13 protein-coding genes are annotated in these 13,535 nt (G+C 43.9%); 11 read left to right on the top strand and 2 right to left on the bottom strand.

What is annotated here, in order from left to right; all coding sequences use genetic code 11:
- Window positions 1-44 precede the first annotated feature (44 nt).
- The 6 genes from metK (at window position 45) to GRFL_RS10320 (ending at window position 7,856) form a co-directional block, all read left to right on the top strand.
- Complete coding sequence (gene metK, locus GRFL_RS10345) at window positions 45-1,307, top strand: methionine adenosyltransferase (RefSeq protein ID WP_083644551.1); 1,263 nt, start codon at window positions 45-47, stop codon at window positions 1,305-1,307.
- Window positions 1,308-1,437: 130 nt separating this feature from the next.
- Window positions 1,438-3,990, top strand: a complete 2,553-nt coding sequence (locus GRFL_RS10340; RefSeq protein ID WP_158091618.1) for a DUF3857 domain-containing protein — start codon at window positions 1,438-1,440, stop codon at window positions 3,988-3,990.
- A gap of 107 nt (window positions 3,991-4,097) precedes the next feature.
- Window positions 4,098-5,462: an acyl-CoA dehydrogenase family protein gene (locus tag GRFL_RS10335; RefSeq protein ID WP_083644549.1), complete on the top strand. Its 1,365-nt coding sequence runs from the start codon at window positions 4,098-4,100 to the stop codon at window positions 5,460-5,462.
- Between the two features lie 18 nt (window positions 5,463-5,480).
- Window positions 5,481-6,410: a 2-hydroxyacid dehydrogenase gene (locus GRFL_RS10330; protein WP_083644548.1), complete on the top strand. Its 930-nt coding sequence runs from the start codon at window positions 5,481-5,483 to the stop codon at window positions 6,408-6,410.
- A 15-nt stretch (window positions 6,411-6,425) separates the two neighbouring features.
- Entirely contained in the window at window positions 6,426-6,875 is a 450-nt protein-coding gene (locus tag GRFL_RS10325; RefSeq protein ID WP_083644547.1) for a universal stress protein, read from the top strand.
- A 39-nt stretch (window positions 6,876-6,914) separates the two neighbouring features.
- Window positions 6,915-7,856: a threonine ammonia-lyase gene (locus GRFL_RS10320; protein WP_083644546.1), complete on the top strand. Its 942-nt coding sequence runs from the start codon at window positions 6,915-6,917 to the stop codon at window positions 7,854-7,856.
- Here GRFL_RS10320 and GRFL_RS10315 read toward each other — a convergent pair.
- Window positions 7,853-8,368, bottom strand: a complete 516-nt coding sequence (locus GRFL_RS10315; protein WP_083644545.1) for a DinB family protein — start codon at window positions 8,366-8,368, stop codon at window positions 7,853-7,855. The genes GRFL_RS10320 and GRFL_RS10315 overlap by 4 nt on opposite strands.
- A gap of 100 nt (window positions 8,369-8,468) precedes the next feature.
- Between GRFL_RS10315 and GRFL_RS10310 the strand changes: the two genes are divergently transcribed.
- From GRFL_RS10310 to GRFL_RS10290, 5 genes are all read left to right on the top strand, one after another.
- Window positions 8,469-10,271, top strand: a complete 1,803-nt coding sequence (locus GRFL_RS10310; RefSeq protein WP_083644544.1) for an SLC13 family permease — start codon at window positions 8,469-8,471, stop codon at window positions 10,269-10,271.
- A 1-nt stretch (window position 10,272) separates the two neighbouring features.
- Window positions 10,273-10,617 carry a DUF202 domain-containing protein gene (locus GRFL_RS10305; RefSeq protein ID WP_083644543.1) on the top strand — a complete coding sequence of 115 codons (345 nt, stop codon included), beginning with the start codon at window positions 10,273-10,275 and terminating at the stop codon, window positions 10,615-10,617.
- Window positions 10,614-10,967, top strand: coding sequence for a DUF6122 family protein (locus GRFL_RS10300; protein ID WP_083644542.1), 354 nt, complete (start codon window positions 10,614-10,616; stop codon window positions 10,965-10,967). Before GRFL_RS10305 ends, GRFL_RS10300 begins: the two co-directional genes overlap by 4 nt.
- A gap of 152 nt (window positions 10,968-11,119) precedes the next feature.
- Window positions 11,120-11,734, top strand: a complete 615-nt coding sequence (locus GRFL_RS10295; protein ID WP_083644541.1) for a deoxynucleoside kinase — start codon at window positions 11,120-11,122, stop codon at window positions 11,732-11,734.
- A 14-nt stretch (window positions 11,735-11,748) separates the two neighbouring features.
- Window positions 11,749-12,417 carry a sterol desaturase family protein gene (locus GRFL_RS10290; protein WP_083644540.1) on the top strand — a complete coding sequence of 223 codons (669 nt, stop codon included), beginning with the start codon at window positions 11,749-11,751 and terminating at the stop codon, window positions 12,415-12,417.
- Between the two features lie 52 nt (window positions 12,418-12,469).
- On the opposite strand, the gene GRFL_RS10285 is transcribed toward GRFL_RS10290, so the two are convergent.
- Window positions 12,470-13,507, bottom strand: a complete 1,038-nt coding sequence (locus GRFL_RS10285; RefSeq protein WP_083644539.1) for an App1 family protein — start codon at window positions 13,505-13,507, stop codon at window positions 12,470-12,472.
- Between the last annotated feature and the right edge of the window lie 28 nt (window positions 13,508-13,535).

Raw genomic sequence — 13,535 nt, 5'->3', positions numbered from 1 at the left:
CTGTCAAATTTTTCCATTCGTAAAATCTTAAAAAAGGTAGTTGAATGGCTTACTTATTTACTTCGGAAAGTGTTTCTGAAGGACATCCGGATAAAATTGCTGACCAGATCAGCGACACACTTTTAGATAATTTCCTGGCATTTGATGAAGAATCGAAAGTTGCCTGTGAAACTCTTGTAACGACAGGACAGGTGGTTCTTGCCGGTGAGGTTCGCAGTAACACCTATCTCGATGTTCAGAATATCGCTCGGGACGTGATCAACGACATTGGTTATACCAAAGGTGCCTACAAATTCAGTGGTGATTCCTGTGGTGTGATCTCTTTGATCCATGAACAATCCCAGGATATCTACCAGGGTGTGGACCGCGGAAATAAAGAGGAACAGGGAGCTGGTGACCAGGGAATGATGTTTGGTTACGCGACCAATGAGACGGAAAATTACATGCCTTTGGCGCTGGATATTTCTCATAAGATCCTGATCGAACTGGCAAAGCTTCGTCGCGAAGGAAAGGAAATCGAATATTTACGACCTGATTCAAAAAGTCAGGTAACCATTGAATACAGTGATGATAATGTTCCTCAACGAATCGTGGCTGTGGTGGTTTCTACTCAGCATGATGATTTTGACAGCGATGACGACGCGATGCTGAAAAAGATCAAAGAAGACATCGTGGAAATTCTGATTCCGCGCGTGAAGGAGCAGTTGCCAGAATATGTTCAGAAACTATTCAATGATGATATCGTCTATCACATTAACCCAACCGGGAAATTCGTGATTGGCGGACCTCACGGAGATGCCGGGCTTACCGGAAGAAAAATCATTGTGGATACGTATGGCGGAAAAGGTGCGCACGGTGGTGGAGCCTTCTCAGGTAAAGATCCTTCTAAAGTAGATCGCTCGGCAGCTTACGCTTCCAGACATATCGCGAAGAATCTGGTAGCAGCCGGTGTGGCTCCTGAAGTTCTAGTTCAGGTATCTTATGCTATTGGAGTTGTGGAACCGACTTCTATTTCAGTTTATACCTACGGAAAGAAAAACACCGATCTTAGTGATGGCGAAATTGCTAAAAAAGTACGTGAGATCTTTGATATGCGTCCAGCAGCGATTGAAGATCGCCTGAAACTTCGAAATCCTATCTATCGCGAGACCGCGGCTTATGGCCACATGGGTAAAGAACCGAGGACAGTTACAAAGATTTTTGAGAGTCCGTACAGCGGAAAGATCACGAAAGAAGTAGAATTGTTTACCTGGGAAAAGCTGGATTTCGTTGAAAAAGTGAAAGAAAAAATTCCTATGAACGAATAAGGAATATTTGAAAAAGCCGCTTCGAAGCGGCTTTTTTGTTTTAGTTCGGTTCTTAAAAAATTTCTTTTATTAAATTATTTTTCAGTTATTTAGATTTCTTTAAGATTTCTTTATGACTTCCAAAAAATTAATGCAGGTACTAATCACCTGTCTCCTGTCTGGTTTTGTCTTTTCGCAAAGCAGCAAAATTTCAATCACTGAACTACCAGACTGGATCCAGCCTGTTCAGTTTGAAAACGCTGATGAGGCACTTGAAAAAAAAGCGGGTAGTTTTCTATATCTGCTGGTCGACAACCAAGATCATATTCCGCAGCAAAAATCTTTTCGCCACCGCGCCTACCAGATATTCTCCAGCCAGGGAATTCAGGATGCCGGCGACATTACAATAGATTTCGATCCTGAATACCAAGACATCGAATTTCACAGTTTGAAGATCATTCGTGATGGAAAAACCATCAATAAATTATATCTGAAAGACATCCAGACCGTCCAGCGAGAGAGCAATATGGAACGTCACATTTTTGATGGAAGCCTGACGGCAATTGTAAATATTTCAGACGTAAGGGTGAACGATATTATCGAATATTCGTACACACTCCACGGCTACAACCCCGTACATAAAGGAAAATATCAGAATACGTATTACCTCGATTTTTCAGTTCCTCTTGGCAGACTACACACCGAAATTCTTACAGATCGCCCTATTCACTATAAAGTGTTTAATTCAGAACTCGAACCAAAGATTTCCAATCGAAATGGTCTTAAAAGTTATGCTTTTGACATCCTTCAGCCAAAAACTGTAGATTATGAAGACAATGTCCCTTCCTGGTACGACGCCAATTCCTATGTGCAGTTTTCAGAATATACAAGCTGGAAACAGGTAGTTGGCAATTATGAGCCTTATTTCCGTGTAGACCACGCTACCAGGAAATTCCTTCAGCAGCAGCTGGCAAACGATTTTTTTGAACCCAATGAAGACAGCCTGACCCAAATCCTGCGTTTTGTACAGGATGACATTCGCTATCTTGGTTTCGAAGGCGGACTGAACTCCCATAAACCAAGTGACCCAAAAGAAGTTTTTGAAAGACGTTTTGGAGATTGTAAGGATAAAAGCCTCTTGCTGGCAGAACTTTTGAAAACCCAGGGAATACAAGCCTTTCCGGTTTTACTGAATTCAGTCGGCGGCCAGGAAATCACTGAAATGCTGCCTTCTGCCAAGCTTTTTGACCATTGTATCGTGCAGGTGCAGACCGATGAAGGCGTTCGTTATATAGATCCTACCATTAACAACCAGGGCGGTTACCTCTATTCGACCTATTCTCCAGATTATAAATTTGGACTGGTCTTGTCCAATTCGTCTTCGGAAATTGTCAAATTCCCATCGAACGAATCCAAACCGGTAGAGATATTTGAAACCATTCATGTGGAAGATATTGGTGGTGATGCCACCATGAACGTTAGCACGACTTATTATGGCTCGAATGCGGATGCCCGCCGAAGTGAATTTTCTGATAGCAGCCTGGAGTCGATACAAGAAAATTACCTGGATTATTACCGACTCATGTATCCCAGTATCGAGGCCGATGAAGAGATTATTTTTGACGACTTCCGAGGGGAGAATAAAATCATTGTAACTGAATCTTATAAAATCCCTGGTTTCTGGTCACCGAGTCCTGAAAACGATCAGATCATACAGGCCGATTTTTATCCTCTTTCCCTGGACAGCTATGTATTTCCTTCAGAAAATACGAACAGAAAAATGCCTTTTTATTTGAATGATGAACTGAACATTAATCATAATATCGCGGTAATCCTTCCGGAAAGTTGGAATATTGAAGAAGACGAGGTAAATATTTCTAATAAAAATTTTCAGTACAACTATGAAGTCAGCGGCTCCGGAAAAAGAATTGACATTAGCCATTCTTACAAAAACCTCAGCGCTTTTGTAGCCCCGGAAGACTATTCGGCTTATGTAAGTGATATCCAGGAAATACAGAAAAATCTTACCTATAGCATCACCTACAATAAAGGTTTGGGCGATAGTATCGCCACGGCGGGCATCAGCTGGCCGTCTGTGATGATCATCGCTATTGCCCTTTTTGCTTTTTCATTTCTATGTTATAAGGTGTATTACCGCTACGATCCTCGGCCAGAATTAGATCCCAGGGTTTTTCACCGCCCAATTGGCGGTTGGTTGGTTTTGATCGCCATCGGCCTTTGTGTCGCACCTGTCGTCATGCTGGTTCAATTATTTCAGACACCGGAATATCTGGGACCTGCCACCTGGGAACTCTGGCGCACAGGAAATCCGGGAATGACCTTATTTATTCTTTTCGAAATGATCTATAACTGTGGAATCCTGGTCTTCGGAATATTTGCGGCTATCGTTTTCTTTAAAAAGCGAACAATCGCGCCCAAGGTTATGATCGTCTATCTGGCGGCTAGCTTCGTTTTTCTTTTGGCCGATACCGTGATCGCCCTCAGCCTTATGCCAGATTATTTTACACCACAGGAAGAGAGTGAATTCTATGGCGAAACCTTGAAGGCTTTTTTCAGGGCAGGTATCTGGATCCCGTATTTCCTGGTAAGCAAGCGTGTAAAAGAAACTTTTACCGTCACCCTTAAAGACGAGCCGGAACCACTGGAACCAGCAGAGGAAGAGGTGTTGATCCCTCTTGAATAGACTCTGAAGCTCATTAAGAGCTTTCAATTTTATCATTTCTTCGGAAAACCTTAACAACGGTGCGCATTTTAAATCCCTAATTTTAAAATTCACCAAGCAGGTTTCCAATGTCTTTATTTAAAAAAATCAGAAACACCGTTAAGCTACTACAGTCGGTTGATATGGATCAACTGGCCAAGATCAACCAGAAAATCGATCTCGCCGAAGCCATGAAAACTTTAGGCAAACTCGATGACCGACAGTTAGTGGGTTTGATGAGAATGTTAAAAACCAAGAATAAAAAAGGACAACACGACCTCCCTCCTATTGACGGGGATTTTTACAACCTTGACCTGAAACTTACTCCGGAACAACGCGAACTGCAATTAAAAGTTCGCAATTTCATGGAAGATGAGATCAGGCCGCTTGTGAATGATTACTGGAAGAAGGACCAGTTCCCTTTTGAGATCATCGATAAATTCAAAAAAATGAATATCGTAGGTGTTCCCTATGAAGGCTATGGATGCCCAAATTTGCCGTTTTTGATGGAAGGTATCATCGCACAGGAAATTGCGCGGGTAGATGTTTCCACATCCACATTTTTCGGAGTTCATAGCGGGCTGGCAATGGGTTCTATCTACCTTTGCGGAAGTGAAGAACAGAAACAGGAATGGCTTCCGAAGATGCAGAAAATGGAAAAGATCGGAGCCTTTGGTTTAACCGAACCAAATGTGGGCTCTGGAGTAGCCGGCGGACTCGAAACTACCTGTAAATTTGATGGCGAAAACTGGGTGCTCAACGGTCAGAAAAAATGGATCGGGAATGCCACTTTTGCTGATGTTACCATTATCTGGGCTCGCGATCTGGATTCCAACCAGGTGAAAGGATTTCTGGTTAAAAAGGAAAATCCGGGATTCGAAACCGAAAAGATCCAGGATAAAATGGCCTTGAGAATCGTTCAGAATGCGATCATCACTTTAACCGATTGTAAAGTTCCTGAAAGCGATCGCCTTCAGAATGCTAATTCATTTAAAGATACCGCTAACGTCTTGAGAATGACCCGCGCCGGCGTTGCCTGGCAGGCCGTTGGCTGTGCCCGAGGGGCTTATGAAAGCGCCTTGAAATACACCAAAAAGAGGGAACAATTTGGAAGACCGATTGCTTCTTACCAGCTGGTACAAAATCACCTGGTAGAAATGCTTTCTAATCTTACCTCCATGCAAACCCTCTGTTTCAGGCTATCTGAATTACAGGATCAGGGTTTACTGAAAGATGAACATGCGAGCCTGGCAAAGGTTTATTGCTCTCTGCGAATGCGGGACACCGTAAGCCAGGCCAGGGAAGTTATGGGCGGAAATGGAATTCTGCTGGAATATGATGTAGCAAGATTTGTGGCAGATGCCGAAGCGATCTACAGCTATGAAGGAACCAAAGAAATTAATTCGCTTATCGTAGGCCGTGCCATTACCGGTTACAGTGCTTTCGTGAGCTAAAATGAAAAAGAAAAATTTATGTCGTTATTGATTGTATGCCCGGGAAGGGATCCCGAAAACTGGATTGAGACCATACGTAAAAAAGATTCAGCCATTGAATGTTATGCTTATCCCGAAGACCACCAGAAAGAAGACGTAGAATTTGCGTTAACCTGGAATCATCCCCGCGGAATATTTAAGAATTATCCCAATTTGAAAGTTATCGCCAGCATGGGTGCCGGCGTAGACCATATTTTAAGCGATCCTGCTTTGCCAGACGATATCCAGATTACCCGGGTAGTGGATGATAAAATGACCGAGGATATGAGCAATTTTGTGCTCACCCAGGCTCTGGCCCGGCTTCGTAAAATACAAGATTATACCAAACACCAAACCGAAAAGAAATGGGATCGAACCCAGTATGGCCGCCCTCAGGACACTAAAATCGGGATTATGGGACTTGGAGTTTTAGGAGATGCCGTTGCCGAAAAACTTCATAAGAATAATTTTCAGGTCTATGCCTGGTCTCGTACTGAAAAAGATTGCCAGAATATTACCTGCTTCCACGGAAAAGAGCAAATGGAAGAGTTCCTTAGTCATGCTGAAATTCTCGTGTGCCTTCTTCCGCTTACAGAAGACACGCGCAATATCCTGAATGCAGACCTTTTCGACATGCTTCCCGAAGGAGCTTACGTGATCAATGTGGCACGCGGGGAACACCTGGTGGAACACGACCTGCTGGAAATGATCGATAATGGTCATCTTAGCGGGGCTTCTCTTGATGTTTTCAGGGAAGAACCTTTACCAGATGAACATCCATTTTGGGAACATGAAAAGATCAATATCACGCCCCATATTGCCAGTCTAACCAGCCCCGAGTCGGTAGTGCCACAGATCATTGAAAATTATGACCGCATGATGGATGGCAAACCTCTCAGGCATGAAGTAGAACTGGAAAAAGGATACTAACTAATTTTCTGAAATATGGACGCTTTCAAAAATATCATGGTAGCTGTAGATTTTAATGACAGCATTGGTGAATTAATGGTCTATGCCGATAGCCTGGCCGCAAAATATGATTCCAAGGTCTGGATCGTTCACGTGGCCGATCCGGAACCCGATTTCGTGGGCTACCAACCCGGACCTCAATACATTCGGGATCTGAAGGCTGAAGAATACCGGGAAGAACATCATAATCTACAGGAGGTATGCAAAAACTTTCTCAGCGAAGGCATTGACAGCGAAGCCTTACTCATTCAGGGAAGCACCGTGGAAACAGTGATGCAGGAAGCTAAGAAACTTCAGGTAAATCTATTGATCGTAGGCACGCACAAACATAGTTTTTTGCACAACCTGTTACAGGAGAACGTCTCCATGGAGCTGCTGAAAAAATCTGAAATTCCCATGCTTACTATTCCGATTGAGGAAATTTAGGCCGAGCTTGCCAGGTATTTCCTATATTCGAAATAAAAAATGCAGCCAACCAGCGAACAGCTTCTCAAGGTTCATAAAAGGATCGAAAGTTATATTCACCGCACGCCGGTGCTCACTTCCACGCTCATTAACCAATTAACCGGTGCTGAAATTTTCTTTAAATGTGAGAATTTTCAGAAGATGGGTGCATTCAAAATGCGGGGTGCGGCGAATGCGATTTTAAATCTTCCGAAGTCCAAGCAGAAGAATGGCGTAGTTACCCACTCTTCCGGAAATTTTGCCCAGGCGCTCTCACTAGCCGCAAAAAGTATTGGAGTTCCTGCCTATATCGTGATGCCAGACACTGCTCCGGAAGTAAAAAAAGCGGCGGTGCGAACCTACTGCGGGCAGATTACGGAGTGCCCTTCGACGCTGAAAGATCGAGAGCGAACCGCAGCTGAAATCGTAAAGAATACCGGCGCTACTTTCATTCATCCTTCGAACGACCTGGATGTCATTTTGGGCCAGGGAACCGCGGCGTTGGAATTATTGCAGGAACAGCCGGAGCTCGCAAGCATTATTTGCCCGGTTGGAGGTGGCGGGCTCATCGCTGGCTCTTCTCTTGCTGTAAAACACTTCGGAAAAAAGGCTACCTGCATCGGAGCCGAACCTAAGGCTGCTGATGATGCCTGGCGCTCCTTAAAAAGTGGAAAAATCGAACAAAATGAGTCGGCTGAAACGATTGCAGATGGCTTGAAAACCCAGCTCGGAGATGTCAATTTCCCGATCATCTTAGATAATGTTTCAGAAATCATACGTGTGGAGGAGCCGGAAATACTGGAGGCAATGAAACTGATCTGGCAACACATGAAAATTATCGTAGAAGCATCCAGCGCCACGACACTGGCCGCCATTATCAAAGAAAAAGAACGATTTCAGGCTCAGAAGATCGGGGTGATTCTCTCTGGTGGAAATGTGGATCTCGACAATCTTCCTTTTTAAGCCTGCTCTTTTACAACTGAAATACTTACCAGCATCTGGCCAATATGCCTCTGGGTGTGTTCCGCCGCGTGAAATAGCAACCCTAATACCGTGGAGGGCAATTGCTTCCGGCCAACACCTCTGAACTCGGTAAGACTTTCCGAAGGGATTTCCGGTAATATTTGCAGCATTTCGTCAATCTTATTTTCGGCATTTTCAACCAAAGTATCCAGGCTGATCGTTTCCTGCATCACCCCCTCCTTTTTAAGGTATGAAAACTGTTCTTCAGTCAAAGATTTTCCTTCCGCATAAGTCAGCATTCGATCTATGACCCCGCAAATATGTTGCAGGTGAAAAGCGACCGAAGCTCTTCCAGCCGGGCGGTCCCACAACAAATTTCCAGGAAAATCCCGTGTATAATTCCTGATCTCTTCCCTGGACTGAATGAGCGCATGAGCCACAGGTTGCAACAACGCGGGAATTCCCGCCACCGGGCCTCTCAGCCAGGCTTCCGGTAAATTTTCAGAATGCATAGTTTCAGTAAAAAATGTTCCGGAAATTAGAAATAAATAACTTCAAATTAAAAGAATTAATATCTTTAATAGGAGACTGAATTACTAAACCAACCAGAAAATGGAGCTGTATCTTACGGTTGCGATCATCATTATTGGGATCATCCTGTTCGTTCGGGATTATTTCTCGATCGACACCACCTCGATTATCATCATGGCTCTATTTATAGTTTCCGGCGTGCTTAGCCCGGAAGAAGGCTTTTCCGGTTTCAATCACCCTGCGACGATCACATTAGGCTGTATGTTCGTGGTTAGTGCCGCCATTTTTAAGTCTGGAATCATCGATGGTCTTAGTGCCAAACTGATCAGGATCGCGCGGCTCAATTACTTTTTCGCACTGGTCTCTTTATGCCTCACTTCTGCCGTTTTATCAGCATTCATCAACGATTCGGCCGTGGTTGCCATTCTGATTCCGGTTGCTTTGCTGGTATGCCGCGAAACCGGGATCAGTCCCGCGAGATTATTGATCCCCATATCATTTTCGGCATTGTTCGGTGGAACCTGTACGCTCATAGGCACTTCCACCAATATTCTGGTGAGCGGTTATGCGGAACAGCTGGGGCAGGAAGGCTTCGGAATGTTCGAGTTTTCTCTGGTTGCACTATGCCTTATGGCCATTGGTTTGACCTATATCTTTCTCCTCGGGCCCCTTATTCTTCCGAAGCGAACACCACCTGAAGGCGCCGGCCTGAAGAAGGAAGCCGAACGCTATATGGCTGAAATTGAATTGTTGCCAGAAAGTGAAGATGTTAATATTCCTATTTCCAGGTCGCATCTCGTTGTGGATCATAAAGTGCAGATCCTCCGTATCAAACGCAAACATACCCGGGTTTACGAGATCAATGGGGAAACCGTTTTGCGAAGCAACGATACGATTCGTATTTTGGTAGACCCGGTAAACCTGGCCAAGCTTAAGATAAAAAAAGGAGTAGCGCTGATTGGTGATGAAGAAGACATTCACGAAGTGGCTCCGGAAAAAACTCCCAACAAACTTCAAAGACCGAACGAAGAAAAAAAGATTTTTGAAGTAATGATTCCCTATGGCTCTGAACTCGCGGGTAAATCATTGAAAGAATTAAACTTTCGAAGTGTGTATTATGCTTCCGTGCTGGCCATTCGCCACCGGAAGGAAACCATTACCGAGGATGTAACGCACGTCACGCTCCGGGAAGGTGACATGATGCTGTTGTTTGCTTCGGAAAAAGCGCTGAACGCACTGACTACTGATAAATTACTGGTAACCCTTTCAGAATATCAGGGTAAAAAAGTGGATTATAAAAAGGCCATCCCGGCATTGCTCATCGTCATCGGGGTGGTTTCAGCAGCCGCACTGAATATCACTTCCATTTTGATCAGCGCCATGATTGGCAGTTTGTTGCTCATCACATTGACTATTTTGAAACCGCAGGAAGCCTACGAAGCCATCGAATGGAAGGTGATTTTTATGATGGCTGGCGTACTTTCAATGGGGAAGGCACTGGAAAAAACAGGTGGTTCAGAAATTATCTCGCAGTATATCTTTGAATCCCTGGGAGGCCTGGATCCCCGGTGGACGCTCAGCCTGATTTTCCTGATTACATTCCTCTCCACCAACGTGCTGTCCAGCAAAGCGGCCGCTGCGCTCATGACCCCAATTGTCATTAGCCTGGCCGGCGCAATGCAGGTAAGTGAAAGACCATTTTTGATTGGGGTGATGTTTGCGTGTTCCCTTACATTTATGACGCCAGTAAGTTATCCTGTAAATACGATGGTTTACGCTCCTGGAAATTATCGCTTCCGGGATTTTTTAAAATTCGGAACTCCTCTTAACTTTATCGTCTGGGTAGCCGCATCATTTTTGATACCGATATTTTTCCCATTTTAGTATGAAACGCAAAGTACGCCTACATAACCCCTTCAAAACCCGGATCATCGATGAAAAGCTGATCAGGGAACACCTGGCTCTCGAACGCACCAAACTGGCCAACGAGCGCACAGTACTTTCTTATATCAAAGCTTCGCTATATCTTTTGATAGGCGGAATTGCCCTGCTTCAGGTCAAGGATTACCAGGGCATTAGTACCATTTGGGTTGGTTATTTGTCATTATTTTTCTGTGTGTTGTTCCTGATCGTGGGAATTTCAAGATACATTGCATTGGAACGTAAACTCAACAAGCTCCTAAAACCGGAAAGGTCTTCTCCCAACCATCAAAAAGAAGAAAGCGAGTGACCCAGCAGATTGTACATTATTCGCTTCACTTTCTCGCTGTAGGTCTGATAGCCTATTTTTACGACCGCAAAAACTGGAAAAAATACTGGCTGATCTTAATCGCCACCATGTTAGTAGATCTTGATCACCTTCTTGCTACGCCTTTTTTCGATCCTGAACGATGCTCCATCGGTTTTCATCCTTTACACAGTGAGCTTGCTATCACCATTTATGTTTTAGGGATGATCTTTGCCAAAAATAAAGTTCTTCGGCTAGTGTTCATTGGTCTATTCTTTCACATGCTTACCGACCTGTTGGATTGCCTGTGGACCTATGCCCGTTGCGCCCCCTGCATGCAGGATATTTTCTGAAGTTAAAAATTGGCATTCTACGAAAAGCTTTTCAGAAATCTGATTCTGTTAATCTTGCCAAAAAAAATCGGCCGAACCTGGAAATTGCCCTGCACATTAACACAATTCTTTTATCTTTACACCGCAAAAAGAGCCAAAGAAATTTCTAAATTATGCACGTAGCCATCGCAGGAAACATCGGTGCGGGAAAGACCACGTTGACCAGATTATTAGCTAAACACTATAAATGGGAACCGCAGTTCGAAGATGTTCTTGAGAATCCATATCTGGAAGATTTCTACAACAAAATGGAGCGATGGTCGTTCAACCTACAGATCTATTTCCTGAATAGCAGATTTCGGCAGATTCTTCAAATTCGCGAAAGCGGAAAAAAGATCATCCAGGATCGTACGATCTATGAAGATGCCTACATCTTCGCGCCGAACCTGCATGCCATGGGCCTTATGACCAATCGCGATTTTGAAAATTATAAATCTTTGTTCGATTTGATGGAAAGCGTGGTTCAGGGACCAGATTTGCTGATTTACCTGCGTAGCAGTATTCCAAACCTGGTTTCCCAGATTCACAGTCGTGGCCGGGATTATGAGAATTCGATCTCGATTGATTACCTCAGCAGGCTGAATGAAAGATACGAAGCCTGGGTACACGGATATGATAAAGGAAATTTACTGATTATTGACGTTGATAATATTAACTTTGTAGACAATCCGGAAGATCTTGGGAACATCATTAACAGGATCGATGGAGAGTTGCACGGACTTTTTTAAAAGCAGAGAGAATTATGGAATCTACAAAACTGAAAAGACCTAAACACAAAGGATCACCAAAGTTGTTCGACAACCCGATCCTCGAAAAATTAACACATACGCATATTTCAATCCCATTGATCATCTTCGGAGTGATCTCAGCAGCATTGGTCTATTACGGGATTATTGAAAAAGGATTTCAGGTACCTATGATGATCGCCCTGTTCTTTGCGGGACTATTCTTTTTCACCCTGATAGAATACATCATGCACCGTTACCTGTACCATATCCCGGCCACCACGCCGAGAAAACAGAAGTTATCGTATACGATGCACGGGGTACACCATGATTATCCCAAAGACAAATCTAGACTGGCCATGCCTCCGGTACTTAGTTTGGTGATCGCCACGGTATTGTTCATTATTTATCGGGCTGTCCTGGGAGATTTTGTATTCGGATTTTTAGCCGGTTTCCTCATTGGGTATGCCGCCTATCTGGCCGTACACTATTCGGTGCACGCTTTTAAGGTTCCGAACAATTTCCTGAAGACTTTATGGCACCACCATAGTATTCACCACTATCGCGAGCCAGACAGGGCTTTTGGAGTATCTTCTCCTCTATGGGACCACATTTTCAGTACCATGCCCAGAAAATCACCAAAAAATCAGCGTGCGGCAGTGGGAACGAGCATCGATCCCAGTTAAAATGAAAAGCATTTAGATTTATATGAAATCCCGGTACACCACCGGGATTTTTTTATTTGATCCAACCGTTTTCCCGGGCATGATCTACTGCATCCTGGGATTTTTCCACCATCATGACCGGCACCGTATCAAAATTATCGATCAGGCTGCGAACCCGTTGCATTCGTTTTTTGTGTCGAACACTCCTTAGATAGATCGCCAGGATCCTGTCTGAATACTGTGCGGCTATATCAGTATAAATTGATGCGTCATGTTCACCGCTGTCCCCTATCAGGATAAATTTCATATCGGGATAGGTCTTCAGAATATTGGTGATTTCTTTTTGCTTATGTGGTTTTTCAGGTTTTACGGCACTTTCAAAAGGCGTACGGAGATCGCGTAATAAAATAGCTCCTTTGGGAAATTCATTATGATCAAGGAACAACTTCAGATATTCATATAAATTCCACGGACTGTTACTGAGATAGAACATCGGGTTCTTGTTCTTACCGGAAGCGCCCAGGTGTAATTTCTGATAAAATTCCGGAGCACCTTTTAACGGAATTCGGGCGTATGCATTCGTAAGCAGGGAATTTTTCAGCAGTCGCCATTTCAGGAAAGAGGTAACACCTGTATGCAGGATCGTATCATCAATATCACTAATGACCCCAAATTCCGCATCAACCGGCGGAACGAGAAACTCCCCTTCGAAGGGATCGCCCAGTAATTCTGTACGTTCTTCCAGTTCACTTCGGTAAAAAATATGATAACTCACCCAGCCTTCTTCCGTAGCATGTTCCGCAAGATTCTGCTCGATGGTCTTATCGATCAAAAAATAACCTTCATCATTGGTCTTCGTGAGTACATCCAGCTGGTCCCTGATCTGTAATTCGATCTTGGCATCGGGGATCTCAAAACTATCGAACTGCTTCCAGGTATTTTTGATGGTTTTGAAAACTGACTGGTCCTGAATGATCTTCAGCGGTTCATTATCGAGCGCCCTTCCCTTGATATATAGGTGCGAGTAGGTACCATAACTGCGATACGGTACCACGTAAACCTGTTCCAAATTGCGATACCTGCCAATAAGTTTTTTAAAGCGTTTGACCATGCAATAAGTAGTTTCAGTCAATTTACAG

Origin of the sequence: Christiangramia flava JLT2011 (assembly GCF_001951155.1) — a bacterium.
GTDB lineage: Bacteria > Bacteroidota > Bacteroidia > Flavobacteriales > Flavobacteriaceae > Christiangramia > Christiangramia flava.
Note: the sequence above shows the minus strand (reverse complement) of the source record. Positions and strands in the feature narration are given on the sequence as shown.

Excerpts from the sequence above, each read along its gene's own strand:
- GRFL_RS10305 (WP_083644543.1), top strand. The coding sequence starts at position 10,273 with ATGAAACGCAAAGTACGCCTACATAACCCCTTCAAAACCCGGATCATC.
- metK (WP_083644551.1), top strand. The coding sequence starts at position 45 with ATGGCTTACTTATTTACTTCGGAAAGTGTTTCTGAAGGACATCCGGAT.
- GRFL_RS10325 (WP_083644547.1), top strand. The coding sequence starts at position 6,426 with ATGGACGCTTTCAAAAATATCATGGTAGCTGTAGATTTTAATGACAGC.
- GRFL_RS10315 (WP_083644545.1), bottom strand. The coding sequence starts at position 8,368 with ATGCATTCTGAAAATTTACCGGAAGCCTGGCTGAGAGGCCCGGTGGCG.
- GRFL_RS10310 (WP_083644544.1), top strand. The coding sequence starts at position 8,469 with ATGGAGCTGTATCTTACGGTTGCGATCATCATTATTGGGATCATCCTG.
- GRFL_RS10295 (WP_083644541.1), top strand. The coding sequence starts at position 11,120 with ATGCACGTAGCCATCGCAGGAAACATCGGTGCGGGAAAGACCACGTTG.
- GRFL_RS10335 (WP_083644549.1), top strand. The coding sequence starts at position 4,098 with ATGTCTTTATTTAAAAAAATCAGAAACACCGTTAAGCTACTACAGTCG.
- GRFL_RS10320 (WP_083644546.1), top strand. The coding sequence starts at position 6,915 with ATGCAGCCAACCAGCGAACAGCTTCTCAAGGTTCATAAAAGGATCGAA.
- GRFL_RS10330 (WP_083644548.1), top strand. The coding sequence starts at position 5,481 with ATGTCGTTATTGATTGTATGCCCGGGAAGGGATCCCGAAAACTGGATT.
- GRFL_RS10340 (WP_158091618.1), top strand. The coding sequence starts at position 1,438 with ATGCAGGTACTAATCACCTGTCTCCTGTCTGGTTTTGTCTTTTCGCAA.
- GRFL_RS10290 (WP_083644540.1), top strand. The coding sequence starts at position 11,749 with ATGGAATCTACAAAACTGAAAAGACCTAAACACAAAGGATCACCAAAG.
- GRFL_RS10285 (WP_083644539.1), bottom strand. The coding sequence starts at position 13,507 with ATGGTCAAACGCTTTAAAAAACTTATTGGCAGGTATCGCAATTTGGAA.